The sequence below is a fragment of the Streptomyces sp. A18 genome (genome assembly GCF_059026065.1).
The window spans coordinates 98574-121210 of the sequence record NZ_JBWLKL010000024.1; the positions used below are offsets into that span (position 1 = coordinate 98574).

The window sequence follows — 22637 nt, forward strand, 5'->3', positions numbered from 1 at the left end:
GTGTCGGCTCCTCAGGCGTAGAAGCGGGACAGGCTCCGCAGGACACAGGCCGGCTTGTCGCCGCCCTCGATCTCGACCGTGCCGTCGACCGCGATCTGTACGCCGCCCCGCACCGCGTCGACGGAGGCGAGCGTGGCGCGCAGACGTATCCGGGAGCCTGCCGTCACGGGTGAGGGGAAACGCACCTTGTCCAGGCCGTAGTTGACCTTCGTGGTGACGCCCTGGACGTCGAGGAGATCGGTGAAGAGCGGGATGAAGAGGGAGAGGGTGAGGTAGCCGTGTGCGATCGGCGCCCCGAAGGGACCTTGTGCGGCCTTCTCGGGGTCGGTGTGGATCCACTGGTGGTCGTCGGTCGCGTCGGCGAAGGTGTCGATGCGGTCCTGGCCGACCTCCAGCCAGTCGGTGACGCCGAGTTCGCTGCCGGCGAGGGCGTGCAGTTCGTCAAGTCCGTTGGTGGTGACGGTCATTGGGGTGGTTCTCCTTCAGGATCGGGTTTCGCCGCGCCGCCGTGTTCGCGGCGCAGGCTTGGCTTGTGGAGCTTCCCGGAGGCGGTGCGCGGCAGCTCGCTCACGCACACAAGGGACTTGGGGATCTTGTATTTGGCGAGTCGGCCCACGAGGAATCCCAGTACGTCGTCCGGGGCGGGGGCAGCGCCCTCGCGCGGCACGACGACGGCGCGCGGTACTTCACCCCAGCGCGCGTCCGGGACGCCGATGACGGCGCACTCCACCACGTCGGGGTGGGCGAGCAGCGCGCTCTCGACCTCGGCGGGGTAGATGTTCTCGCCACCGGAGATGATCATGTCCTTGAGGCGGTCGGCGATGGTGACGAAGCCGTCGGCGTCCACCCGCGCCGCGTCGCCGGTGCGGAACCATCCGTCGGCGAAGGCGGCGGCGGTCTCGTCCGGCAACTGCCAGTAACCGGCCATGACATGGGGCCCGCGCACAAGCACCTCGCCGGTCTCCCCGGTGGCACTCGGACTCCGGTCGGGGCGTACGACGCGTACGTCGGTGAAGAAGTGCGGCACCCCCGCCGAGCCTGCCTTGTGCTCCGCGTGCTCGGCGTCGAGATAGAGCACGCCGGGCGCGGCCTCCGTCATCCCGTACCCCTGCTGAAAGGCGAGCCCGCGCTCCGCGTACGCCTCGATCAACGGCATCGGCACCGGCGCCCCGCCGCACATCAGGATCCGCAGCGATGACAGGTCGACCGCTCGCCAGCGTGGCTCGCGGGTGAGGCGCTCGTACATCGTGGGCACCCCGAACATCGCGCTGATGCCCTGCTGTTCGACGAGATCAAGGGCCTCGGCCGGGTCGAAGGACTCGACGAGGACACAGTGCCCGCCCTTGAGCAGCACGGGGAGGGTGAGCATGCCGAGTGCCGCCGCGTGGAAGAGCGGGGCGGAGACCAGGGCGACGGTGTCGGCGGTGAGGTCGGCGTCGACCAGGACGTTGACGGCGTTCCAGGTGAGGTTGGCGTGGGTGAGCATCGCGCCCTTGGGGCGACCGGTAGATCCTGAGGTGTACATCAGGAGGCACACGTCGTCGGCGCCGACCGCCTCGTCCAGGGGTTCCTCGACGCCGAGCTCGATCAACTCCTCGTATTCCGAGCCCACTTCGACGAAGAGGTCCACCTGCCCGGCCGCCTGCCGCAGCTCCGCCACGACCGCGGTGTGCGCGGAGGAGTGGATCAGCGTGCGGGCTCCCGCGTCGGCCAGTTGGTAGGCGAGTTCGGGCGCGGTCAGGCGGGTGTTGAGCGGCACGAACACCGCGCCGAGTGCGCCTGCCGCGAAGAAGGTCTCCAGGAAGGCGGGGTGGTTGGCCCCGAGATGGGCGACCCGGTCCCCGCGCCGGACGCCTCGGGTGCGCAGGGCGTGCGCGAGCCGCAGGACGCGGGCGTGCAGGGCGGCGTAACTGATGGTGCGGCCCTCGTGGGTGAGGGCGGTGCGGTGCGGGGTCTTGCGGGCCCGGCGAGCGGGCCAGGAGCCGAGTCCTTCGTTGTGCATGGCGCCCCCTCTATTCGAGCCCGAGCAGGCGGGCGGCGTTCTCCTTGAGGATCTTGGGGCGGACCTCGTCCTTGATCGCCAGGTTCGCGAAGTCGGCGAGCCAGCGGTCGGGCGTGAGGACGGGGAAGTCGGAACCGAAGAGCACCTTGTCCTTGAGCAAGGTGTTGGCGTAGTGCACGAGTTGGGGCGGGAAGTACTTCGGCGACCACCCCGACAGATCGATGTGCACGCCCGGCTTGTGCGTGGCGACGGCGAGGGCCTCGTCCTGCCAGGGGAAGGACGGGTGCGCGAGGATGATCTTCAGGTGCGGGAAGTCGGCGGCGACGTCGTCGACGTACATCGGATTCGAGTACTTCAGACGGATCCCGCCGCCTCCGGGCACGCCCGCGCCGATGCCGGTCTGTCCGGTGTGGAAGAGGGCGACGCAGCCGGTCTCCTCGATGACCTCGTACAACGCGTAGGCGAGAGAACGGTCGTTGGGGAAGAAGCCCTGGATGCTGGGATGGAACTTGAAGCCCTTCACCCCGTACTCCTCCACGAGCCGGCGGGCTTGTCGCACGCCCGCCTTCCCTCGGAAGGGATCGATGGAGGCGAACGGGATCAGCACGTCGGGGTGGGCGGCGGCGGCCTCGGCGACTTCCTCGTTCGGGACGGGCGCGGTGCCGGTGGCCGACTGGGCGTCCACGGTGAAGACGACGGCGGCCATCTTGCGCTCGCGGTAGTAGGCGGCCATCTCCCCAAGCGTCGGCTTGCGGTTGCGCCCCTCGACCTTGAAGTACGCGCTGGACGCGGCGTCGAGGTCCTCGTCGAGGGAGGCGTGCCCCTGGGAGGAGACCTCGGCGTGCGTGTGGACGTCGATCGCGGTGAGTTCGGAGAGGTCCAACGCGTCCAACTCCCTCATGCCCCGGGGATCTTGGGCGCGGGGATGCCGACCGGCTCCGGGGTGCTGCCCACCGAGGTGTGCCAGGCGGCGGCGATGGTCTCGGGGGTCCAGCCGCCGTCCGCGTACGCCACGGAGGCCTCCTGCGGGTGCGACCACAGGGTGAGCCGGTCGCCGCCGATGCCGACGCACTGCCCGGTCACGTCGCGGGCGAGGCCGGAGGCCAGGAACGGAACGAGGGCGGCACAGTCGTCGGCCGTCCCGAACCCCTCGCCCTTGCGGAGGAAGTCCGGCAGCGGCTGCCCCTCCTTCATGGCCTCGATGTACGGGGCGAAGGCGGGGATGGTCTCGGTCATCGCGGTGGCTGCCACCGGCACGATCGCGTTGACGGTGATGCCGGCCCTGGCCAGTTCCATCGACCACGTACGCACCATGGCCGCGATCCCGGCCTTGGCGGCGGCGTAGTTGGTCTGCCCGAAGTTGCCCCGCTGTCCGGCGGGGGACCCGACCAGGATCAGGCTGCCGCCCTCGCCCTGCTCCCGCATGCGTACGGCGGCGGCGCGGGCGCAGGTGAAGGTGCCCCGCAGATGGGTGGTGACCACCGCGTCGAAGTCGTCGTCGGTCATCTTCCACAGCACCCGGTCGCGCAGGATCCCGGCGTTGGTCACCATCGCGTCCAGCCGCCCGAACTCCTCCACGGCACGGGCCACGAGTCGGTCGGCGGCCTCGCTGCCGCCGACGGCCGCCACCTCCGCGACGGCGCGCCCGCCTGCCTCGGTGATGGTCTTGACGGCGCGCTCGGCCGCTTCGGCATCGACGTCGTTGACGACCACGGCGGCCCCGGCGCGGGCGAGGGCGGATGCGTAGGCGAGGCCGAGGCCGCGCCCCGATCCGGTGACGACGGCGACTTTGCCGCGCAGGTCCACGGCGTATGAGTCCAGCACTGGGAAACCCCTTTGGAGGCAGCGAGATGGGATGGGTGGGCGGGAGTGGGGGAGTCTGTTTCGGCCCGCGGAAAGGAAGCTAAGACAAACCATTGTTGACGTCAATGGTTGTTGGTGACATCGATCATGCGGCATGCTGGACACTGTCAGCGACGACCGCTGTGTGCCCGCGAACCACCGATCAGGGAGACCGCCCCTCATGACCAGCCGGAAGACCACCGCCGAGCCCGTCGAGGAAGGGTCCGTCGACGAGGGTGCACCCTGGATGCGGGGACTCCACGCCGACGCGGGGTATCTGCTCTACCGCCTCGGCCTGCGCTCGGGGCAGCTCTTCAACGCGGCGCTCCAGAGATCCGGCCTACGCCTGCGCCACTACGCGCTGCTGCGCTATCTGGCCACGGTGGAGGGCGCGGCCCAGCGTCAGCTGAGCCAGGAGCTCGGATACGACCCCAGCGCGATCGTCGGCCTGGTCGACGACTTGGAACGCCTCGGCTTCGTCGAACGCCGCCCCGCTCCCGACGACCGCCGCCGCCGCATCGTCGCCCTCGCTCCGGCGGGCCACGACTTCCTGAGGGACTCGGACGAGGTGGCCCGCGGCGTCACCGATGAACTCCTGGCTCCGCTCGGCCCGGAGGAGCGCGAGGTGCTGCATGCGCTGTTGTCCCGGATGGCGCATACGGACGAGGGCTGAGGGGACGCCCCTGGGGGGGCGGTCGGTCCGGGGCGTCGAACAGTGTGCGTGCGCAGCGGTCGGTCGAGTTTGCCACCGGTCGCCTACCGGCTCCGCGACGGAACGGCCAGTGCGTCCATCATGGCGGGCCGGGGCGGCCGACTTCCTTCAAATGGCCGCCCCGGTCCGCCCGTTCAGGTCAGGAACGCGTCGGCAGCTCCGCCCTCACCTCGCGTGCCGCCGCGACCAGGTTCTCCAGGCCGGCCCGTGTCTCGGGCCAGCCGCGGGTCTTGAGGCCGCAGTCGGGGTTCACCCACAGCCGTTCGGCGGGGATGGCTTCCAGTCCTTTGCGCAGCAGGGCCGCTGCCTCCTCCGTGCTCGGTACGCGCGGGGAGTGGATGTCGTAGACGCCGGGACCCGCCTCGCGCGGGTAGCCGTGCTCGGCCAGTTCGCGCGCCACCTGCATGTGCGAGCGGGCGGCCTCCAGGCTGATGACGTCGGCGTCGAGGTCGTCGATGGCCTGGACGATGTCGCCGAACTCCGCGTAGCACATGTGTGTGTGGATCTGGGTGTCCGGGCGCACGCCGCTGGTCGTGAGGCGGAAGGACTCCGTCGCCCAGTCCAGGTACGCGGGGTGCTCCGCCGCGCGCAGCGGCAGCGTCTCGCGCAGGGCGGGCTCGTCGACCTGGATGACCGAAGTGCCCGCCTCCTCGAGGTCGTTGACCTCGTCCCGCAGGGCGAGGGCCACCTGCCGCGCCGTGTCACCGAGGGGCTGGTCGTCGCGGACGAAGGACCAGGCGAGCATGGTGACCGGGCCGGTGAGCATGCCCTTGACGGGGCGGTCGGTGAGCGAGTTGGCGTACGAGGTCCAGCGCACCGTCATCGGCTCGGGCCGCGAGATGTCACCGGCCAGCACCGGCGGGCGCACATAGCGGGTGCCGTACGACTGGACCCAGCCGTGCTGCGTGGCGAGGTAGCCGGTGAGCTGCTCGGCGAAGTACTGCACCATGTCGTTGCGCTCGGGCTCGCCGTGCACCAGGACGTCGATGCCCGCCTCCTCCTGGAAGGCGAGGACTTCGCGGATCTCGCTCTTGATGCGCTCCTCGTAGCCGGACGTGTCGATGCGGCCCGCTCGCAAGTCGGCCCGTGCCGTGCGCAGTTCGGTGGTCTGGGGGAAGGAGCCGATGGTGGTCGTGGGCAGTTGGGGCAGGCCGAGGCGGGTCCGCTGGGCCGCCGCGCGCTCCGGGTAGGCGTGCGTGCGGCGGGCATCCGAGCCCGTGACGGAGGCGACGTGCGAGCGTACGGCCGGGTCGTGGGTGAGGGCCGAGCCCGAGCGGGACGCCAAGTCAGCACGGTTGGCGGAGAGTTCGGCCGCGATGGCGCCCGCACCCTGGGCCAGGCCGCGGGCCAGTGTGGAGATCTCGGCGGTCTTCTGGTGGGCGAAGGCCAGCCAGCGCGCGATCTGCGGGTCGATGTCGCGCTCGACGGTGGAGTCCAGCGGGACGTGCAGCAGGGAGCAGGACGCGGAGACGTCGACCCGGTCGGCGAGACCCAGGAGCGTGCCCAGCGTGGAGAGAGACTTCTCCAGGTCGTTGATCCAGATGTTGCGGCCGTTCACGACGCCCGCAACAAGACGCTTGCCGGGCAGCCCGCCGACGGCGGCGAGATCCTCCAGCTGGCTGGCCGCGGCCTCGGTGAAGTCCAGGGCGAGACCGTCGACCGGCGCCTTGGCGAGCACCGGAAGTGCCTCGCCGAGCCTGCCGAAGTAGGAGCCGACGAGCAGCTTCGGACGGTCGGTGAGGGTGCCGAGGTAGCGGTAGGCACGGGCGGCGGCGTTGAGTTCGGCCGGGCTGCGGTCCTGCACCAGGGCGGGCTCGTCGAGCTGCACCCACTCGGCACCGGCGGCGCGCAGGTCGCCCAGGACCTCGGCGTACACCGGCAGGAGTCGGTCCAGGAGCGTGAGTGGCTCGAAGTCGACGGCAACGCCGGGCGCGGGCTTGGCGAGCAGCAGGTAGGTGACCGGACCGACGAGGACCGGGCGGGCCGCGAGGCCGAGAGCGATGGCCTCCTTCAGCTCGGCGACCTGCTTGGCGGAGTCGGCGGTGAAGACGGTGTCGGGGCCGAGCTCCGGCACGAGGTAGTGGTAGTTCGTGTCGAACCACTTGGTCATCTCAAGGGGCGCCACGTCCTTGGTACCGCGCGCCATGGCGAAGTAGCCGTCGAGCATGTCGGTGTCGACGGCCTCGCGGTGCCGCTGCGGGACCGCGCCGACCATGACGCTGGTGTCCAGGACATGGTCGTAGTACGAGAAGTCACCGGTCGGCACTTCATGGATGCCGGAGGCGGCCAGATGCTGCCAGGTGGCCCGGCGCAGTTGCGCCGCGGTGTCCCGGAGGGCGTGGGCGGTGACGCGGCCCTTCCAGTACCCCTCGACGGCCTTCTTCAGTTCCCGGTCGGGGCCCTGGCGGGGGTAGCCGTAGACGGTGGCTCGTGCTGCCGCGGCTGCGGACTTCGGTGTCACGGAAATCTCCTTCGCGAGATGACTCCTGAGGATCCCGGGGACGGGACACGGACGCGAAGGGATGACGAACCGGGCGGACCGAACGCGCGCCTGCGGCGCGGTGCCCCACCTGATCTGTACGCCGACCCGCCCACGAGGTCACCGGGATGTCCGCACGTGAGGGGTCACGTACAGGCAACGGGCAGGTCTTCGGACTCGCGGGCACACCTGCCGAAACAGGCTCCTACTGGCCGTCGCTTCCCGGATCCGCTCGGATCCAGTGCTCATGACGGCGGTCGTTCCCACTCACCGCTGCGGGGCAGTCCCGGATTCCCACCGGGTTCCCTCTTACGACGCTCCTGTCTGGCGGACAGGGCGAACCAGCTGCACCGGTCAGGCTAAGGGGCTGGTCGGCCTCTTGGGCAGTACTGATCACATCCCGGACCGTGAGGTGGGACACGGCCCCGTCCGCAGCAGCCGCGGGACGCCGCCTCTGTCACGCGGTGTTCGCGACCACGGACCAGATCACACACTCCTGAGACGCGCCCTGACCAGGGGCGCACGCCCGTGTTCGGGTGCGCCCGCGCGTGCCACAGGTGGGGTGGCTCCACAAGTTGTCAGGCAACTCGATTGCGCACTAGGGTCACCACGCCTTGGTGAACGGGAAATCCGGTGTGATGCCGGTGCGGCCCTCGCCACTGTGATCGGGAAGTCCGGCTCCAGCCCTCGCGGCAGCCACTGGGTGCTCACGCATCCGGGAAGGCGGAGTTCGGTCGGTACGACCCGTCAGCCAGGAGACCGGCCAAGGCGCGTTGTCCATCCACGAGGTGCTGGAGAGGGTCTGCTGAGCCATGCACATAGCCGAGGGTTTCCTCCCGCCGGCGCACGCGATCGCCTGGGGCGTAGCGTCCGCGCCATTCGTCGTCCACGGAGTCCGCTCCCTGACCCGTGAGGTCAAGGAGCACCCCGAGAGCACCCTGCTTCTCGGCGCCTCCGGTGCCTTCACGTTTGTCCTCTCCGCGCTGAAGATCCCTTCCGTGACGGGCAGTTGCTCGCACCCGACGGGAACGGGGCTCGGCGCCATCCTGTTCCGGCCGCCGATCATGGCGGTGCTCGGCACCATCACCCTGCTCTTCCAGGCCCTGCTGCTCGCCCACGGCGGGCTCACCACGCTGGGCGCCAACGTGTTCTCCATGGCGATCGTCGGGCCCTGGGCCGGATACGCCGTCTACCGCCTCCTGAAGCGGTACGGCGCGCCGCTCATGGTCGCCGTGTTCTTCGGCGCGTTCGTCGCGGACCTGTCCACGTACTGCGTCACCAGCGTCCAGCTGGCCATGGCCTTCCCCGACCCGAGCAGCGGGTTCATGGGCGCGCTCGGCAAGTTCGGCGGCATCTTCGCCGTCACGCAGATCCCCCTGGCCGTCAGCGAGGGGCTGCTCACCGTCCTGGTGATGCGGCTGCTCGTGCAGTCCAGCAAGGGTGAGCTGACGCGGCTCGGCGTCCTGCTGCAGGGCAAGCGGTCGGCCACGAAGGCGGTGGAGACGGCGGAGACGGCGGACACGACGAACGCGAAGACGGCGAAGACGGCGGACACGACGAAGACGACGGAGACGGGGGCCAGCGCCTGATGAGCCGGAACGCGAAGATCAACACTCTGCTCCTCCTCATCGTCGCCGCGCTCGCGGTGCTGCCGTTGGCGCTCGGTCTCGGCGACGACGAGAAGGAGCCGTTCGCCGGGGCCGATGCCCAGGCCGAGACCGCGATCACCGAGATCGAGCCGGACTACGAGCCGTGGTTCTCGCCGCTGTACGAACCGCCGTCCGGGGAGGTCGAGTCGGCGCTCTTCGCCCTGCAGGCGGCACTCGGCGCGGGCGTCCTCGCGTACTACTTCGGTCTGCGCAGGGGGCGCCGCCAGGGCGCGGAGAGCGCACGATCGCAGGAAGCGCCCGCTGAGCAGGCCACCGACGTGGAGGCCGACCAGCCCGATGGCGAGCAGGTCTGACCCCGCGTGCTGCCCATCGACGCGGCGGCGCACAGCAGTCGCTGGCGCCGCCGCCACCCCGTGGACAAGGCAGTGCTCGGGCTCGGACTCACGGTCCTCGCCGTCTCTCTGCCGCCCTGGCCCGGTGCCGTCCTGGTGCTGATCGCCGCGCTCGCCGTGCTGCTCGGCCCCGCGGGGGTGCCGCCGCGCAAACTGTGGCGCGCCTACCGCGTACCGCTCGGCTTCTGCGTGACCGGCGCCCTCACCCTGATCGTCCAACTCGGCGGCCCCGAAGGGTTCGTCACGCTCGCCGACGGCGGCCCCGCGCGGGCCGGCGGGCTGCTCCTGCGCACATCGGCGGCCTCGCTCGGCGTCCTGCTGTTCGCCTTCACCACACCGATGTCGGACCTGCTGCCCCGCCTGGTGAAGGCGGGCGTCCCGGCACCGGTCGTGGACGTGGCCCTGGTCATGTACCGCATGAGTTTCCTGCTCCTGGACTCCATGAGCCGGATCCGGCAGGCGCAGGCCGCCCGGCTCGGCCACACCACCCGGGCCGCCACCTGGCGTTCCCTGGGCGGGCTCGGGGCCACCGCGTTCGTGCGGGCCTTCGACCGGGCGAGCAGGCTGCAGGCCGGGCTCGCCGGACGCGGCTACGACGGGACCCTGCGGGTGCTCGTGCCCGAGGCCCGCGTCTCCCGGCGCTTCGTGGCCGCGAGCGCGGTGCTCCTCCTGGCCCTCGCGGCCCTCACCCTCGTACTGGAAAGGCTTCTTCCATGAGCGAGCCGAGCGCTCCTCGCGAGCCGGGCGAGTCCTTGGTCGCCCTGCGCGCCGCCTCCTACGCGTATGAAGAAGGGCCCACCGTCCTCAGCGGCCTGGACTTCGACGTCACCGAGGGCCGCGCCCTGGCGCTGCTCGGGCGCAACGGCAGCGGCAAGACCACCCTCATGCGTCTTCTGAGCGGCGGACTCCGCCCGCACCAGGGCGGGTTGACGCTCAAGGGCACGCCCGTGACGTACGACCGCAAGGGGCTGACGCGGCTGCGCACCACCGTTCAGCTGGTCGTCCAGGACCCGGACGACCAGCTGTTCGCCGCCTCGGTCGAGCAGGACGTGTCCTTCGGACCGCTGAACCTCGGGCTGCCCGACACCGAGGTCCGGGCGCGGGTCGCCGAGGCGCTCGCCGCGCTCGACATCGGCGAACTGGCTGACCGCCCCACCCACTTGCTCTCCTACGGGCAGCGGAAGCGGACGGCGATCGCCGGAGCCGTGGCGATGCGTCCGCGCGTGCTGATCCTCGACGAGCCGACCGCGGGGCTCGACCCCGACGGGCAGGAACGGCTCCTGACGACCCTGCAAGGCCTGCGGGACGCGGGGACGACCGTGGTCATGGCCACCCACGACGTGGATCTGGCACTCCACTGGGCCGACGACGCGGCGCTGCTCACCCCCTCGGGAGTGCGCACCGGGCCGGTCGCGCGGATGCTGGCCCACCGCGACCTCCTCGCGCAGGCGGGCCTTCGCCTGCCGTGGGGGATCGCCGTCGCGGAGCTGCTGCGGACGAAGGGCCTGCTGGCCGTGGCGGGCGAAGGGCCGCGCACCCCGGAGGAGTTGGCGGCCCTCACGGCCCCGGCGATGCCCGGCGCGTCAGCCGGCTGACGCGCCCGCGGTCCGGTCACGGCCGGGCAGGAGCACCACGAGGGCGAACCCGACGGAGATGGGCACGAGCCCCACCGCCATGGAGCGCCGCTGGTCGAGCCGGCCCGCGGCCCGGTGGGTGACCGGAAGCTGCGTCGCCACTACCGCGGGCGGCGCGTACGGACGACCGCGGCGGCGCGTACGGACGACCGCGGCGGCGCGTACGGGCGACCGTCGCCGTGCGGTCGACGTTGCATGGTCATGCGAAGTGATGCATACTCTTCCTATGTCCAAGGTCCTCACCTCCCTCCCCACCGGCGAGCGCGTCGGCATTGCCTTCTCCGGCGGTCTCGACACCTCGGTCGCCGTCGCCTGGATGCGTGACAAGGGTGCCGTCCCGTGCACGTACACCGCCGACATCGGCCAGTACGACGAGCCCGACATCGCCTCCGTGCCCGGCCGTGCCTCCGCGTACGGCGCCGAGATCACCCGGCTCGTCGACTGCCGTGCGGCGCTGGTCGAGGAAGGGCTCGCGGCGCTGTCGTGCGGCGCCTTCCACATCAGGTCGGGCGGGCGTCCGTACTTCAACACGACGCCGCTGGGCCGTGCCGTGACCGGCACGCTTCTGGTGCGGGCCATGCTGGAGGACGGGGTGCAGATCTGGGGCGACGGCTCCACGTTCAAGGGCAACGACATCGAGCGGTTCTACCGGTACGGGCTGCTCGCCAACCCGCACCTGCGGATCTACAAGCCCTGGCTGGACGCGGACTTCGTGACGGAGCTCGGCGGCCGCAAGGAGATGTCGGAGTGGCTGCTCGCGCACGAGCTGCCCTACCGCGACTCGACGGAGAAGGCGTACTCCACGGACGCCAACATCTGGGGCGCCACGCATGAGGCGAAGACGCTCGAGCACCTGGACACCGGTCTTGAGACCGTCGAGCCGATCATGGGCGTGCGGTTCTGGGACCCCTCGGTGGAGATCGACACGGAAGACGTGACGATCGGCTTCGAGCAGGGGCGCCCGGTCACGATCAACGGCAAGGAATTCGCCTCCGCGGTCGACCTCGTCATGGAGGCCAACGCGATCGGCGGCCGGCACGGCCTCGGCATGTCCGACCAGATCGAGAACCGGATCATCGAGGCCAAGAGCCGCGGCATCTACGAGGCGCCCGGCATGGCCCTCCTGCACATCGCCTACGAGCGCCTGGTCAACGCGATCCACAACGAGGACACGCTGGCCGCGTACCACAACGAGGGCCGGCGCCTCGGACGGCTGATGTACGAGGGCCGCTGGCTGGACCCGCAGGCGCTGATGATCCGCGAGTCCCTGCAGCGCTGGGTCGGCACGGCGATCACGGGCGAGGTGACGCTGCGGCTGCGGCGCGGCGAGGACTACTCGATCCTCGACACCACGGGCCCGGCGTTCAGCTACCACCCGGACAAGCTCTCCATGGAGCGGACCGAGGACTCGGCGTTCGGCCCGGTGGACCGGATCGGCCAGCTGACCATGCGGAACCTGGACATCGCCGACTCCCGCGCGCGGCTCGAGCAGTACGCGGGCCTCGGCCTGGTCGGCGGCGGCCACCCGATGCCCATCGGTGCCGCGCAGGCGGCATCGACCGGCCTGATCGGAGCCATGGACGGCGGCGGCGCCGAGGCGATCGCCTCGCGTGGTGCCGCGACGGACGAGGAGACGATGCTGGACCGTGCGGCGATGGAGTCCGGCACGGACTGAGTGCGGGTCGTGAGCATCTGAGCAGCGGGCCCCGGCGGATCTCGATCCGTCGGGGCCCGCTGTCGTCGTCGGCGGTTCTCCGTCAGTCCGGGGCGGGCGCCTGGTCGCCGCGGACCACGCCGAAGGCGCCCGCCATCCGCAGCGCGGAACCACGCCCAGGGCCACGCCGCGGGACAGGGCTGGCGATGTCCCAGTGATCACATGTCCCAATGGGTCACATGTCTCACTGGGACATGTCGAGGAGTACAGTCGGAGACATGAGCAGCTACCACCCGGTCGACGGCGGCTGGACACCGCGCAGCCGCGGGGATAGATGCACACAGGGGGACACCGGCGCACAGCACGAAGAACGAGAAGAGGCATCCCAGATGTCAGCGCAAGAAAGCCCCGAACTGCCCGCAGAGATGAAGGCCGTCCAGTACCGCAGCGTCGGCGCCGCCCCCGAGGTGGTCACCGTCCCGCGCCCGGAGCCGGGCCCCGGCCAGGTGCTCCTGAAGGTCACCGCCGCGGGCGTCTGCCACTCCGACATCGCGGTGATGAGCTGGCCCGCGGAGGCGCTGACCTTCCCGCTGCCGCTCACCCTCGGACACGAGGGCGCGGGGACCGTCGCCGCGCTGGGCGACGGCGTCACCGGCTTCGAGGTCGGCGACTCCGTGGCCGACTACGGCCCCTGGGGCTGCGGCGCCTGTCTGATGTGCGCGCAGGGCAAGGAGAACTACTGCACGCGCGCCGCCGATCTCGGCATCCGCCCGCCGGGGCTCGGGGCCCCCGGCGCCATCGCCGAGTACATGATCGTGGACGACGCGCGCCATCTGGTCCCGCTGGGCGGCCTCGACCCGGTGACCGCCGTGCCGCTCACCGACGCCGGCCTGACCCCGTACCACGCCATCAAGACCTCCCTGCCCAAGCTGACCCCCGGCAGCACCGCCGTGGTCATCGGCACCGGCGGCCTGGGACACGTGGCCATCCAGCTGCTGCGCGCGCTGACCCCGGCACGAGTGATCGCCCTGGACGTCACCGACGGAAAGCTTCGCCTGGCCCATCAGGTCGGCGCACACGAGACCGTCCTCTCGGACGAGCACGCGGCGACGAAGGTCCGTGAGCTGACCGGCGGCCTCGGCGCCCAGGCGGTGTTCGACTTCGTCGGCGCGCCGCCCACCGTCGCCACGGCGACCGCCTGCGCCGCGGTGGAGGCGGACGTCACCATCGTCGGCATCGGCGGCGGAGCCGCGTCCGTCGGCTTCGGCACGACCCCCTACGACGCGGCGGTCCGCGCCCCGTACTGGGGCAGCAGGGCGGAGCTGATCGAGGTCCTCGACCTGGCCCGCTCCGGCGCGATCGACGTCCACGTGGAGAGGTACGCGCTCGGCGACGCACCCAAGGCGTACGAGCACCTGCACGACGGCCGGATCAGCGGCCGGGCGGTCATCCTCCCCAACGGCTGACCCCGCGGGGCGGCCACCACCATCCTGGAGCCCGAGGCGGTCGCCTCGGACTCCAGGACATGACGTTCGTTCGTGACCACGTGCTGAGGGGCGCATCCTGCGCTTCGCCATGCCCTAGACGCGCAGCAGCCGTTCCATGGATTCCCGGTACTGCCGGAGCGCGAGGCGCAGTTCCTCCGTCTGCGCCTCCGTGTCCTGACCCTGCCAGCTCGCGCGCAGGGTGCGCCGCCGTTCCGTGAGGGTCTCGGTCAGGTGCCTGACGGCGTCGTCGAAGAGGCTGTCGACCTCCTCCACCGCCTGGCGCGGGCTCTCGACGAAGGTGCTGAGGGCTTGCTGGAGCCGCAGACCGAGCTTGTCCCGTTCGTCCTGCGGGAGCAGGACGGAGTCAGGCGCTGTACGGGTCGGCGTGTGAGCAGGGGCAGGAGCGGGGGCAGGAGCGGGGGCGGGGACGCCGGTGTTGGTACCGGCAGCGGAACCCGCACCTGTACCCGTGCCCGGCTCATGCGGCGTGAAGTGCTTGGCGTCCCCCATCACGTGCCACTTCCCTTCACGTGGCGCCGGGGCAGTGCCCACGGCGTGTGGCCGCGTTCGGCGGTGGACGACCGGCTGTCGCGGGTCGAATCGACCGCGTGCTCGGCGATCAGGGCGTCGAAGAGGCGCCGGGCCTCGACCATCGCCTCCCTCATTTCCTCGGTGCCGGCCAGTCCGCGCGCCGCCGTGTGCACGCTGCGGTAGCCGTGGACGGAGTGTGCGTGGTGGACGGAGAGCGCGGCGATCTGGTCGTCGAAGCGCTCGCCGTCGGGGAAGCCCCGGTCCCTGGCCAGGCGGGCAAGGAGCGCGTCGGCCTCGATGACGGCCTTCTGGGGTGACTCGACGAACTGCTCCTGGACCCCGGCCCACTGGGCCACGTAGCGCTCACGCGCCCCGGGCGGCAGGGGCTCGGTCCTGACGGAGCCGTGGAGCCGTACGCGCTCGCGTAGTTCCTGTTCGGCTGCCCGTACGTCCCCGTCGTGGCGGGCGACGGTGTCGTCGTACTCGGGACCGAAACGGTGCTTCAGGCCGCGTCCGCCGCCCCGGGTCCGCCGCAGTCCGACGAAGAGGACGGCGGCTGCCGCGATGACGACCACGGCGATGATGACGGCGGTGATCATGGCTGCCTCCCTTGATCTCGTGGCCCGTTCGGCGCTGAGGCCGGCCGACGGGCACCCACGCGACGTGGGCACCGATCGGGGCTTCTCTGGTCAGCGGGTGAACGGCTGGTTGTGGATTCGCAGGGCGGCCGAGTACCCCCATGTACGGCGATCAGTCGACTGAGGGGCAGTTCGCCTGTGGGCGACGTGACGCACCGCGCCGCGGCAGGGCGACACGCCCGCGCCCCGGAGGTCGCCGGATCCGCCGCGTCGGATGACAAGCTGAAACGATCAGTGAAGTCGAGAGCGCAGTACGGCGAGTGCCCGCTGGAACCTGGACCACGCGAAGGACGAGTGCGAAGTGCTGACCGTGCTGGTACTGGCCGCCGATCACCGGGCCAGTGACCTCATCCCGCAGATCGAGGCCGTCCCCGGCGTGCACGTCATCTCCCAGACGGACGACAGTTTCCTCGCCCTTGCACGGGCCCGCGCCCTGCTGCCCGACGTCCTGGTCATCGACCTCAGCGCCCGCTTCGCGGGCGACGCCACCACGGTCATCGACCAGGCACGCCAACTCGAGCCGCCCAGCCACATCCTGGTCCACTCGGGCGACGCCGTGGTGGGGACCGTTTCACCGGCCGGCGCGGTCGGCCCGGCTCAGGCCGGATCGCCGCCGGGGCTCGCGCACGCGCTGGCACGCCTCGCCGGCGACGTGGCCCCGCCACTGACCTGACCGGTGTTCCTGCCGTGCCGGGCCCGGGGGCCCGACCCCGCTACGCGTCCGCGACCCGCACCGAGAGTCCGTAGTCCAGCTCGGACCCGTCGACCAGGAGCGCCTCGACAGTGCGGGTCGCGGGGTCGATGTCGGCCTCCATCCCGTCACCCGCGAACCGGGGGAACCCGGAGGCCCCGGTCTCGCCGGTGGCCACCACGACGGCCGAGCGCAGGGCGCCGCGGGCATCGGTCGTACTCTCGCCGTCACCCGAGAACTCGGGAACCAGCAGGATCTCGAAACGCTGCGAGACAGTGCTCATGCACGTGACGGTAGACAGGAGTCGCGCGCCACGCACGTCCACCACTGCCGGTCGGCCCCGTACGCGCCCCCTCAGGCCGAGCTAGCCGAGCGTCAGATCGACCCTCAGCCGCCCCGGCAGGGCCGCTTCCGACGACGGTTCGACGCGGACGGTGGCCTCGGCCGTGCCGGGCGGACCCGCGAGAGGGTCCGCCCGGCAGCTGAGCGTGTACTGGCCCGCCGTGGGGGCGATGAGAGAGAACCGCCCCTCGGCGTCGGTCAGGGCAGCGATGTCCGGCAGGGGCTGGGGCCCAGCGGTGAACAGGACGTTGGCCCTCGTCACCGGGGTGCCCGACGCGTCGCGGACGACACCGGTGATCTCCACTGCGGACCTGCTGCTCATAGGGTTTCGCTCACGCCTTCCATGCCACGTAGTTGTTGAACACGGGTGTGGTGAACCGGGTTCCCGAGTTCACCCGGGCTCCGCCGTAGGCGTGTATGCCGAAGCCATAGCGGCCGGTGCTGTCGATGCGGTAGACGGAGCTGCCGCTCTGTCCGCCCGCGGTGTCGATGTCGTAGTACACCTTGCGCGCGGCGACCGAGTCGATCCCGCGTGCCGCGTACCACTGCGTCCCGGACGGTTTGTCGCCCGGATAGCCGGAGATGTTGCCGGTGGTCTTGAGCAGGTCGGAGTCCGACCAGACGCCGAAGCCGAACCAGCCCGTGGTGGAGCCGATGTTGGAGGGCGTGATGATGGCGCCGTAGTCGAAGTTCTCGTCGCCGTTCTGCGTCCAGCCTGTCACGGAGCGGAAGCTGGTGCAGGTGATGCTGCCGTAGGGCAGCGAGGCGCCGTTGCGTCCCGGCATGACCTGGATGCTCTTCACCCAGCCGTCCCGGCCCGCCACGCCGCTGCCCTTGATGTAGACGCAGTGGCCCGCGGTGGCGAGGGTGTGGGGTCCGAGGAGCCAGCCGGTGCCCTGGTAGAGGGCGTTGTCGCGGGCCGTGATCAGCAGGTAGCAGTGCACCCGCCACGGATACACGCTGGTGTTGGTGATCTGGATGCGGTCATCGGGACCGTGCACGGTCTCGGGAGCCAGCGGTGGCGGGCCGAACGACGCCTCGCCGATGTCGGGAAGCGAGGCGGTCGGGGCCGTCCAGGCCTCCGGCGCGAAGTGCTCGGGGCGGCGGTAGCCCTCGACATGCTCCAGGCCTTCACCCGTCGAGTGCTGGGCCTGCCCCTCCGTCCCCTCGGAGGGCGGCTGCAGGACCGCCTCCTGCTCGGTGGCCACGGTGATGGCACCGTCGTCCGGCTCGCTCGTCACTGCGGTGTGTGGATCTTGCGCCATTCTGGATCACCCGGCTTCTCTCAGAGCTGCGATGTGATGCCTTTCAGGACGCCGCGGCCGCAACGTTTTTCGGGTCGATTCCCTTTCTTACTGCCGTCGGACAAGTGCCGCAATGAGCCTTTTGCGCCGTCCGTCGCGCGTGCGCGTGTTCTGCCGCCCGTCACCCCGAGTGCGTCGACTGACCGGCTCTCACAGCCCATCCGGCGCTCACGGCGTCAGCTCGCCCCACCGCCTCACGGCACACGCCCCGGGCCGGCTCTCAGCAGCCCCGGCCGGGCACCCGTGCCCCGCCCGCTGCGGGAGCGGGCGGGGCACGATGCCTCAATCACGTCTCGAACAGACAATCAGCCCGCGTGAGCGGTCCGTTCCGGGTGCTGAGGGCGGGCGTAGGGCCGGGTCATGATCTCCATGTTGTGGCCGTCCGGGTCGTCGAAGTACGCGCCGCGACCGCCGAACAGCCGGTTGATCAGGCCGGGTTCGGTGTGGCTGGGGTCGGCGTAGTACGTGACCCCGACCGTCTCCAGGCGAGTGATCATGGCGTCGAACTGCTCGTCGGGCACGAGGAAGGCGTAGTGCTGCGACTGGATCGGCTCGTCGCTCAGCTCGTAGAAGTCGAGCGTGACGCCGTTGCCGAGATCCACGGGCAGGAACGGCCCGAACGGGGCGCCGACCTTCAGGCCCAGGATCACGGCGAGGAACTCGGCCGACAGTTGCCGGTCCTTGGCGTAGACGGCGGTGTGGTTCAACTGGGCGGTGGCGACAGGCGAAGCGGGCTCGTGCTGGGTGTGCGGCATGGGTGATGTCTCTTCCGGGTCTGGGTTCCACTGATGGTGCGCCGCATGGGGCGCCGGCAGACAAGGCGGAAGAGAGGGTGGCGGGGCTCTGACCCGCCTCGCGCTCACGCCAGGTCCGGGAACCTCACTCGTGCATGGCCCATGGCCGACCCGGTAGTCACCCGAGCGACCTTAATGCGCGCCACGAGGCGGAGCAATGGCGTTTCGGCGTGCCCCCGCCGTCATGGTGGCGGCGGCGCACCGCCGGCGGGCGGGGGATAGCCTCGTACGGGACGACGAGGCAGTGGAAGGGAGACGGGCGTGTCGGAACAGCGGCGGCCTTCCCGGCGACGGGGGCAGGGCGAGCTGGAGGCGCAGGTCCTTTCGACCCTGCGCGAGGCGGAGGGACCCGCGACCGCCGGCTGGGTGCAGGAGCGGCTCGGCGGGGGCCTCGCCTACACGACCGTCGTGACGATCCTGACCCGGCTCCTGGACAAGGGCGCGGTGACCCGCGAACGCGCCGGCCGCTCCTTCGCGTGGACGCCGTCCTCCGACGAGGCGGGTCTCGCGGCGCGCAAGATGCGCAAGGTGCTCGACGGCGAACAGGACCGGGAGGCGGTCCTCGCCAGCTTCCTCACCGCGCTGCCGCCGGGCGACGAGCGGCTGCTGCGTGAGCTCCTGGGGCAGGCCGAGGCGGAGAGGGACGTCTGAGCCGTCATGGGGATGTTCGTCCTTCTGCCGATGGTGCTCCCGCTGACGGCCTGGCCGGTCGCCCGGCTCGCCGAGCAGCGGCTGCACCCGCGCACCGCCACCCGGCTGCTCACGACGGTCGCCGTGGTCATGGCGCTGTGCAGCACGCTGTGCCTGGGCCTGTTGATGGTCGTCGGCACGGCTCAGCTGCCCGGCAACCCCCTGCCGGACGGCTGGTCGGACCCCGAGGTCCGCGCCGCCGTCCCGTACGACGAGGTGGCGGGACGCCTCGCCATTCCCGGACTGCTCGCGGTGGCCGCGGCCTGCGGCAGGACACTGTGGCGCCACCGCCAGGTACGTCGTCGCGCCCACCGCGCGCTGGCCGGGCTGCCCGGGACCTCCGTCGCGGTCCTGCCCGACGACGCGCCCTACGCGTACGCGCTGCCCGGCGGCGCCCGTGACCGGGTGGTGGTCACCACCGCCCTGCTCGACTGCCTCGAACCCGCCGAGCGCCGCGCCCTGTTCGCCCATGAACGCGCCCACCTCGCGACCCGGCACCACCGCTGTCTCCTCGCCGTGCAGCTGGCCGCGCGCGCCAATCCGTTCCTGCGCCCGCTGCGTACAGCCGTGTCCTACACGACCGAGCGGTGGGCCGACGAAAACGCCGCTCACGCCGTCGGCGACCGCAGGACCGTCGCCCGCGCGATCGGCAAGGCGGCCCTCCACTCCCGGGGCGCCCCGGCCCCGACCCTGGCCGGACTCGCCGCGCCGGGGCCCGTACCGCGCCGGGTCGCGGCCCTGCTCGGCCCGGCTCCCGCGGCGCGCAGCTGGCCGTCCCTGTTCACCGCGGTGGGGCTCGCCGCGTGGGCAGCGGCGGCGGGAGCGGCGGTCTCGGCCATGTCGTCGGCGAACTCGGCCGTGACGATGGTCCTCATCCTGCACGCGGCCACCCCGCTCTAGCGGAATCCGTTTGCCGTTCCTTTACAGTGGTGTAGAAGCCCTACCGCTTCCATGCCACCGCCCTCGTACGACACTTCGTACGAGTACGAGAAGGAGCCCGGACCCGCAATGGGTGAGCCTCCCAGTACGAACCGTGCCACGTCCCGTCCGCTGTCCGAGCGTGAGGGAACGGGGGTGGCACGGTGACCGAGATCCTGCTCCTGCTGCTCGCCCTGCTCCTCACGCTCGCCTGCGCGCTGTTCGTCGCGGCCGAGTTCTCCCTGACCACCGTCGAGCGCGGTGACCTGGAGCGCGCCGCCGAGGCGGGGGAGCGGGGTGCCGAAGGCGCCCTGAAGGCGGTCCGGCGGCTGACCTTCCAGCTGTCCGGCGCCCAGCTCGGCATCACCGTCACATCACTGGTGATCGGCATGCTCGCCGAGCCGTCGCTGGCCGCGCTCCTGCGCGGGCCCCTGACAGCGATGGGGCTTGGCGGGGCCGCGTCCGCGGTGGCGAGCGTCCTCGGCGTGATCGTCTCCACCGTGGTCCTGATGGTGGTCGGCGAGCTGGTGCCGAAGAACTGGGCGATCTCCCGGCCGTTGGCCGTCGCCAAGGTGGTGGCGGCGCCGCAGCGCGGCTTCACCGCCGCCTTCGGGCCGTTCATCCGGCACCTGAACAACACCGCGAACCACGTCGTACGCCGCTTCGGCCTGGAGCCCGCCGAGGAGTTGGCCTCCGCGCGCACCCCCGAAGAGCTGGTCGCCCTGGCCCGGCGCTCGGCAGCCGAGGGCGCCCTGGAGGCGGACTCCGCCGAACTGTTCGTCCGCACCCTGCACTTGAGCGAGCTGACCGCGGAGAACGTGATGACGCCGCGCGTGGACGTACGCGCCCTGGAGGCGCACGCCACGGCCGCCGACGCCGCCAACCTGACGCACGCCACGGGCCTGTCCCGCTTCCCCGTCTTCCGCGAGAGCCTGGACGAGGTCATCGGCACCGTGCACATCCGTGACGTGCTCGCCCTGGCCCCCGAGAAGCGGCCTCTCACGCCGATCACCGAGCTGGCCGCCGACCCCCTGCTCGTGCCCGACAGCCTGCCCGCCGACCGGCTCCTGGAGCGGATGCGGGAGACCCGCACGATGGCCGTGGTCATCGACGAGTACGGCGGCACGGCCGGTGTGGCGACGGTGGAGGACATCGTCGAGGAGGTCGTCGGCGAGGTCCGCGACGAGCACGACCCCGTCGAGGTCCCCGACCTGCTGCCCGCCCAGGCCGCCCCGGACGGCCGGACCGTCTGGGAGGCCGACGGCGGGGTCCGCATCGACCAGCTCGCCGCGATAGGGCTCACCGCGCCCGAAGGTCCGTACGAGACCGTGGCCGGCCTGATCGCCACCCGCCTCTCCCGCATCCCGGCCAAGGGCGACGTCCTCGACCTCGACGGCTGGCACCTGGACGTCCTGATCGTCGAGCATCACCGCGCCGACCGGATCCGCATCACCGAACCGGCACTCCAGGTGCCCCGCCAGACCGTGGAGGAGGCTCGATGACCACGCTGCAGCTCGCCATCGGCGCCCTGACCCTGCTCACCAACGCCTTCTTCGTCGGCGCCGAGTTCGCCCTGATCTCCGTACGCCGCAGCCAGATCGAACCCCGTGCCCAGGCGGGCGACAAGCGCGCCCGCATCACCCTGTGGGGCCTGCAGCACATCTCCGCGATGATGGCCACCGCCCAACTCGGCATCACAGTCTCTTCGTTGGTGCTCGGCGCGGTCGCGGAACCCGCCATCGCGCACCTCTTGGAGCCCGGCTTCGAAGCGGTCCACATCCCGCACGCCCTGGTGCACCCGATCGCCTTCGTCATCGCCCTTACCGTGGCGACGTATCTGCACATGCTGATCGGCGAGATGGTCCCCAAGAACATCGCGCTTGCCGCGCCCGCCAGGACCGCCCTGCTGCTCGGCCCGCCGCTGGTGGCCCTCACCCGCGCACTCAAGCCGGTCGTCTTCGGCATCAACGCCTTCGCCAACACCCTGCTCAAGCTGCTCAAGGTCGAACCGAAGGACGAGGTCGAGTCCGTCTACACGGACGACCAGCTCGCCCGGATGGTCGTCGACTCCAGCGAGGCCGGGCTCCTGTCGGCGGCCGACGGCGAGCGGCTGCGCGACGCACTGGAGCTGGGTACGCGGCCGGTCGGCGAGATCCTCGTACCGGTGGCCCGGATGCGCACCGTCGAGCACTCCGTCACCCCGGCGCGCCTGGAGCAGGTGGCCGCGCACGCGGGCTTCTCCCGCTTCCCGGTGACCGGCCCGGACGGCACTCTGCTCGGCTACCTCCACATCAAGGACACCCTGGGCACAGCCGACCGCGACCGGCCCTTCCCGCGCAGCGCCCTGCACGTCGTCACGCGGGTGCACATCGACACACCGCTCGACGACACCCTCACCGCACTGCGCGCGGCGGGCAGCCACCTGGCCGCGGTCACCGGTCAGAGCGGCACGGTGCTCGGCTTCGTCACCATGGAGGACGTCCTGTCCGAGCTGGTCGGGCCTTCACCGGCGGCACTCAGCTGATTCACAGGTGGCGCGACTGTACGCGCGGGGGCTCCGGTGGCTAGGGTGCCGGTGATGTTCTACACAGGTGTAGCACCCGCATCCGACGTAAGACGCGCGATCGCGGGCCCGGGTTCCCCCGGGAGGCCCCGTGACTGAGCCTGTCCGTTCGATGGACCGAGCCGGGGCGCTGCGGGCGCCGCTGCCCACCGCGCGCAGTGCCCCTCCGGCGGCGCCTCCGGTCCCCACCGTGGCGCCCAAGCCGCTGACAAAGGGCCGGGACTCGTTCTTCGACAACGCCAAGTACCTGGCGATCGTGCTGGTTGCGATGGGCCACGCGTGGGAGCCGCTGCGCGGTGACAGCAGGGCGGCGGCCGCGCTCTACATCACCGTCTACACCTTCCACATGCCCGC

General features: G+C 71.3%; 24 protein-coding genes, 1 pseudogene and 2 riboswitches. Of the genes and pseudogenes, 13 read left to right on the forward strand and 12 right to left on the reverse strand.

Annotated elements, in window-relative coordinates; genetic code table 11:
* Positions 1–11 precede the first annotated feature (11 nt).
* The 4 genes from AC5P1C_RS29625 to AC5P1C_RS29640 are packed head-to-tail and all read right to left on the reverse strand — an operon-like array spanning position 12 to position 3823.
* Complete coding sequence (locus AC5P1C_RS29625) at positions 12–467, reverse strand: MaoC family dehydratase (RefSeq protein WP_493869004.1); 456 nt, start codon at positions 465–467, stop codon at positions 12–14.
* Entirely contained in the window at positions 464–2002 is a 1539-nt protein-coding gene (locus AC5P1C_RS29630; protein ID WP_493869005.1) for an acyl-CoA synthetase, read from the reverse strand. The genes AC5P1C_RS29625 and AC5P1C_RS29630 overlap by 4 nt, the downstream gene beginning before the upstream one ends.
* 10 nt (positions 2003–2012) lie before the next feature.
* On the reverse strand, positions 2013–2885 hold the full coding sequence (locus AC5P1C_RS29635) for an amidohydrolase family protein (RefSeq protein ID WP_493869029.1): 873 nt from the start codon (positions 2883–2885) through the stop codon (positions 2013–2015).
* Between the two features lie 14 nt (positions 2886–2899).
* Positions 2900–3823 carry an SDR family NAD(P)-dependent oxidoreductase gene (locus AC5P1C_RS29640; protein ID WP_493869030.1) on the reverse strand — a complete coding sequence of 308 codons (924 nt, stop codon included), beginning with the start codon at positions 3821–3823 and terminating at the stop codon, positions 2900–2902.
* Between the two features lie 202 nt (positions 3824–4025).
* Here AC5P1C_RS29640 and AC5P1C_RS29645 point away from each other — a divergent pair, with 202 nt between their 5' ends.
* Complete coding sequence (locus AC5P1C_RS29645) at positions 4026–4517, forward strand: MarR family winged helix-turn-helix transcriptional regulator (RefSeq protein WP_493869006.1); 492 nt, start codon at positions 4026–4028, stop codon at positions 4515–4517.
* Between the two features lie 178 nt (positions 4518–4695).
* Here AC5P1C_RS29645 and metE read toward each other — a convergent pair whose 3' ends face one another.
* Positions 4696–7017: a 5-methyltetrahydropteroyltriglutamate--homocysteine S-methyltransferase gene (gene metE / locus AC5P1C_RS29650; RefSeq protein WP_493869007.1), complete on the reverse strand. Its 2322-nt coding sequence runs from the start codon at positions 7015–7017 to the stop codon at positions 4696–4698.
* Between the two features lie 163 nt (positions 7018–7180).
* Positions 7181–7396: riboswitch (cobalamin riboswitch) on the reverse strand.
* A gap of 223 nt (positions 7397–7619) precedes the next feature.
* Positions 7620–7817, forward strand: a riboswitch (cobalamin riboswitch).
* 30 nt (positions 7818–7847) lie between these two features.
* Here metE and AC5P1C_RS29655 point away from each other — a divergent pair.
* Genes AC5P1C_RS29655 through AC5P1C_RS29670 form a run of 4 tightly spaced genes read left to right on the forward strand, consistent with a single transcriptional unit; the run spans position 7848 to position 10632 of the window.
* The gene (locus AC5P1C_RS29655) at positions 7848–8624 is read left to right on the forward strand and encodes an energy-coupling factor ABC transporter permease (RefSeq protein ID WP_493869008.1); all 777 of its coding nucleotides are present in this window, start codon (positions 7848–7850) and stop codon (positions 8622–8624) included.
* On the forward strand, positions 8624–8998 hold the full coding sequence (locus AC5P1C_RS29660; RefSeq protein ID WP_493869009.1) for an energy-coupling factor ABC transporter substrate-binding protein: 375 nt from the start codon (positions 8624–8626) through the stop codon (positions 8996–8998). Before AC5P1C_RS29655 ends, AC5P1C_RS29660 begins: the two co-directional genes overlap by 1 nt.
* A gap of 6 nt (positions 8999–9004) precedes the next feature.
* Positions 9005–9754, forward strand: a complete 750-nt coding sequence (gene cbiQ / locus AC5P1C_RS29665) for a cobalt ECF transporter T component CbiQ (protein ID WP_493869010.1) — start codon at positions 9005–9007, stop codon at positions 9752–9754.
* Positions 9751–10632 (forward strand): energy-coupling factor ABC transporter ATP-binding protein, encoded by an 882-nt coding sequence (locus AC5P1C_RS29670; protein WP_493869011.1) that lies wholly within the window; start codon positions 9751–9753, stop codon positions 10630–10632. Before cbiQ ends, AC5P1C_RS29670 begins: the two co-directional genes overlap by 4 nt.
* Here the strand turns inward: AC5P1C_RS29670 and AC5P1C_RS29675 are convergent.
* The gene (locus tag AC5P1C_RS29675; protein WP_493869012.1) at positions 10621–10773 is read right to left on the reverse strand and encodes a hypothetical protein; all 153 of its coding nucleotides are present in this window, start codon (positions 10771–10773) and stop codon (positions 10621–10623) included. The two genes, AC5P1C_RS29670 and AC5P1C_RS29675, sit on opposite strands and share 12 nt — an antisense overlap.
* A 124-nt stretch (positions 10774–10897) precedes the next feature.
* Between AC5P1C_RS29675 and argG the strand changes: the two genes are divergently transcribed.
* The gene (gene argG / locus AC5P1C_RS29680; protein ID WP_493869013.1) at positions 10898–12346 is read left to right on the forward strand and encodes an argininosuccinate synthase; all 1449 of its coding nucleotides are present in this window, start codon (positions 10898–10900) and stop codon (positions 12344–12346) included.
* A gap of 404 nt (positions 12347–12750) precedes the next feature.
* A complete protein-coding gene (locus AC5P1C_RS29685) occupies positions 12751–13791 on the forward strand; it encodes an NAD(P)-dependent alcohol dehydrogenase (RefSeq protein ID WP_493869031.1) in 1041 nt (346 codons plus the stop codon).
* 114 nt (positions 13792–13905) lie between these two features.
* Here AC5P1C_RS29685 and AC5P1C_RS29690 read toward each other — a convergent pair whose 3' ends face one another.
* The gene (locus AC5P1C_RS29690) at positions 13906–14322 is read right to left on the reverse strand and encodes a hypothetical protein (RefSeq protein WP_493869014.1); all 417 of its coding nucleotides are present in this window, start codon (positions 14320–14322) and stop codon (positions 13906–13908) included.
* Positions 14322–14942, reverse strand: a complete 621-nt coding sequence (locus tag AC5P1C_RS29695; protein WP_493869015.1) for a hypothetical protein — start codon at positions 14940–14942, stop codon at positions 14322–14324. Before AC5P1C_RS29695 ends, AC5P1C_RS29690 begins: the two co-directional genes overlap by 1 nt.
* 340 nt (positions 14943–15282) lie before the next feature.
* Here AC5P1C_RS29695 and AC5P1C_RS29700 point away from each other — a divergent pair, with 340 nt between their 5' ends.
* Complete coding sequence (locus tag AC5P1C_RS29700) at positions 15283–15654, forward strand: hypothetical protein (protein ID WP_493869016.1); 372 nt, start codon at positions 15283–15285, stop codon at positions 15652–15654.
* 40 nt (positions 15655–15694) lie between these two features.
* Here the strand turns inward: AC5P1C_RS29700 and AC5P1C_RS29705 are convergent, their stop codons facing one another.
* The 4 genes from AC5P1C_RS29705 to AC5P1C_RS29720 all read right to left on the reverse strand — a co-directional run bounded on the left by AC5P1C_RS29705 (position 15695) and on the right by AC5P1C_RS29720 (position 18073).
* Complete coding sequence (locus tag AC5P1C_RS29705; RefSeq protein ID WP_493869017.1) at positions 15695–15955, reverse strand: hypothetical protein; 261 nt, start codon at positions 15953–15955, stop codon at positions 15695–15697.
* A gap of 81 nt (positions 15956–16036) precedes the next feature.
* The gene (locus AC5P1C_RS29710) at positions 16037–16336 is read right to left on the reverse strand and encodes a carboxypeptidase-like regulatory domain-containing protein (RefSeq protein ID WP_493869018.1); all 300 of its coding nucleotides are present in this window, start codon (positions 16334–16336) and stop codon (positions 16037–16039) included.
* A gap of 10 nt (positions 16337–16346) precedes the next feature.
* Positions 16347–17279: a trypsin-like serine peptidase gene (locus AC5P1C_RS29715; protein WP_493869019.1), complete on the reverse strand. Its 933-nt coding sequence runs from the start codon at positions 17277–17279 to the stop codon at positions 16347–16349.
* Positions 17280–17623: 344 nt separating this feature from the next.
* Positions 17624–18073, reverse strand: a complete 450-nt coding sequence (locus AC5P1C_RS29720) for a VOC family protein (RefSeq protein WP_493869020.1) — start codon at positions 18071–18073, stop codon at positions 17624–17626.
* Positions 18074–18373: 300 nt separating this feature from the next.
* Here AC5P1C_RS29720 and AC5P1C_RS29725 point away from each other — a divergent pair, with 300 nt between their 5' ends.
* From AC5P1C_RS29725 to AC5P1C_RS29745, 5 genes and pseudogenes are all read left to right on the forward strand, one after another.
* Entirely contained in the window at positions 18374–18763 is a 390-nt protein-coding gene (locus AC5P1C_RS29725; protein WP_493869021.1) for a BlaI/MecI/CopY family transcriptional regulator, read from the forward strand.
* Positions 18764–18769: 6 nt separating this feature from the next.
* Positions 18770–19702: a M56 family metallopeptidase gene (locus tag AC5P1C_RS29730; protein ID WP_493869022.1), complete on the forward strand. Its 933-nt coding sequence runs from the start codon at positions 18770–18772 to the stop codon at positions 19700–19702.
* A 182-nt stretch (positions 19703–19884) separates the two neighbouring features.
* Complete coding sequence (locus AC5P1C_RS29735) at positions 19885–21222, forward strand: hemolysin family protein (RefSeq protein WP_493869023.1); 1338 nt, start codon at positions 19885–19887, stop codon at positions 21220–21222.
* A complete protein-coding gene (locus tag AC5P1C_RS29740) occupies positions 21219–22244 on the forward strand; it encodes a hemolysin family protein (RefSeq protein WP_493869024.1) in 1026 nt (341 codons plus the stop codon). The genes AC5P1C_RS29735 and AC5P1C_RS29740 overlap by 4 nt, the downstream gene beginning before the upstream one ends.
* Before the next feature lie 151 nt (positions 22245–22395).
* A pseudogene (locus AC5P1C_RS29745) lies at positions 22396–22637 on the forward strand (acyltransferase family protein); the annotation flags it as partial.

Coding starts and splice junctions, on each gene's coding strand:
- AC5P1C_RS29630 (WP_493869005.1), bottom strand. CDS start 2,002: ATGCACAACGAAGGACTCGGCTCCTGGCCCGCTCGCCGGGCCCGCAAG.
- AC5P1C_RS29720 (WP_493869020.1), bottom strand. CDS start 18,073: ATGCCGCACACCCAGCACGAGCCCGCTTCGCCTGTCGCCACCGCCCAG.
- AC5P1C_RS29685 (WP_493869031.1), top strand. CDS start 12,751: ATGAAGGCCGTCCAGTACCGCAGCGTCGGCGCCGCCCCCGAGGTGGTC.
- AC5P1C_RS29690 (WP_493869014.1), bottom strand. CDS start 14,322: ATGGGGGACGCCAAGCACTTCACGCCGCATGAGCCGGGCACGGGTACA.
- AC5P1C_RS29645 (WP_493869006.1), top strand. CDS start 4,026: ATGACCAGCCGGAAGACCACCGCCGAGCCCGTCGAGGAAGGGTCCGTC.
- AC5P1C_RS29715 (WP_493869019.1), bottom strand. CDS start 17,279: ATGGCGCAAGATCCACACACCGCAGTGACGAGCGAGCCGGACGACGGT.
- AC5P1C_RS29730 (WP_493869022.1), top strand. CDS start 18,770: ATGGGGATGTTCGTCCTTCTGCCGATGGTGCTCCCGCTGACGGCCTGG.
- AC5P1C_RS29695 (WP_493869015.1), bottom strand. CDS start 14,942: ATGATCACCGCCGTCATCATCGCCGTGGTCGTCATCGCGGCAGCCGCC.
- AC5P1C_RS29655 (WP_493869008.1), top strand. CDS start 7,848: ATGCACATAGCCGAGGGTTTCCTCCCGCCGGCGCACGCGATCGCCTGG.
- AC5P1C_RS29670 (WP_493869011.1), top strand. CDS start 9,751: ATGAGCGAGCCGAGCGCTCCTCGCGAGCCGGGCGAGTCCTTGGTCGCC.
- AC5P1C_RS29705 (WP_493869017.1), bottom strand. CDS start 15,955: ATGAGCACTGTCTCGCAGCGTTTCGAGATCCTGCTGGTTCCCGAGTTC.
- argG (WP_493869013.1), top strand. CDS start 10,898: ATGTCCAAGGTCCTCACCTCCCTCCCCACCGGCGAGCGCGTCGGCATT.
- AC5P1C_RS29660 (WP_493869009.1), top strand. CDS start 8,624: ATGAGCCGGAACGCGAAGATCAACACTCTGCTCCTCCTCATCGTCGCC.
- AC5P1C_RS29625 (WP_493869004.1), bottom strand. CDS start 467: ATGACCGTCACCACCAACGGACTTGACGAACTGCACGCCCTCGCCGGC.
- AC5P1C_RS29740 (WP_493869024.1), top strand. CDS start 21,219: ATGACCACGCTGCAGCTCGCCATCGGCGCCCTGACCCTGCTCACCAAC.
- AC5P1C_RS29710 (WP_493869018.1), bottom strand. CDS start 16,336: ATGAGCAGCAGGTCCGCAGTGGAGATCACCGGTGTCGTCCGCGACGCG.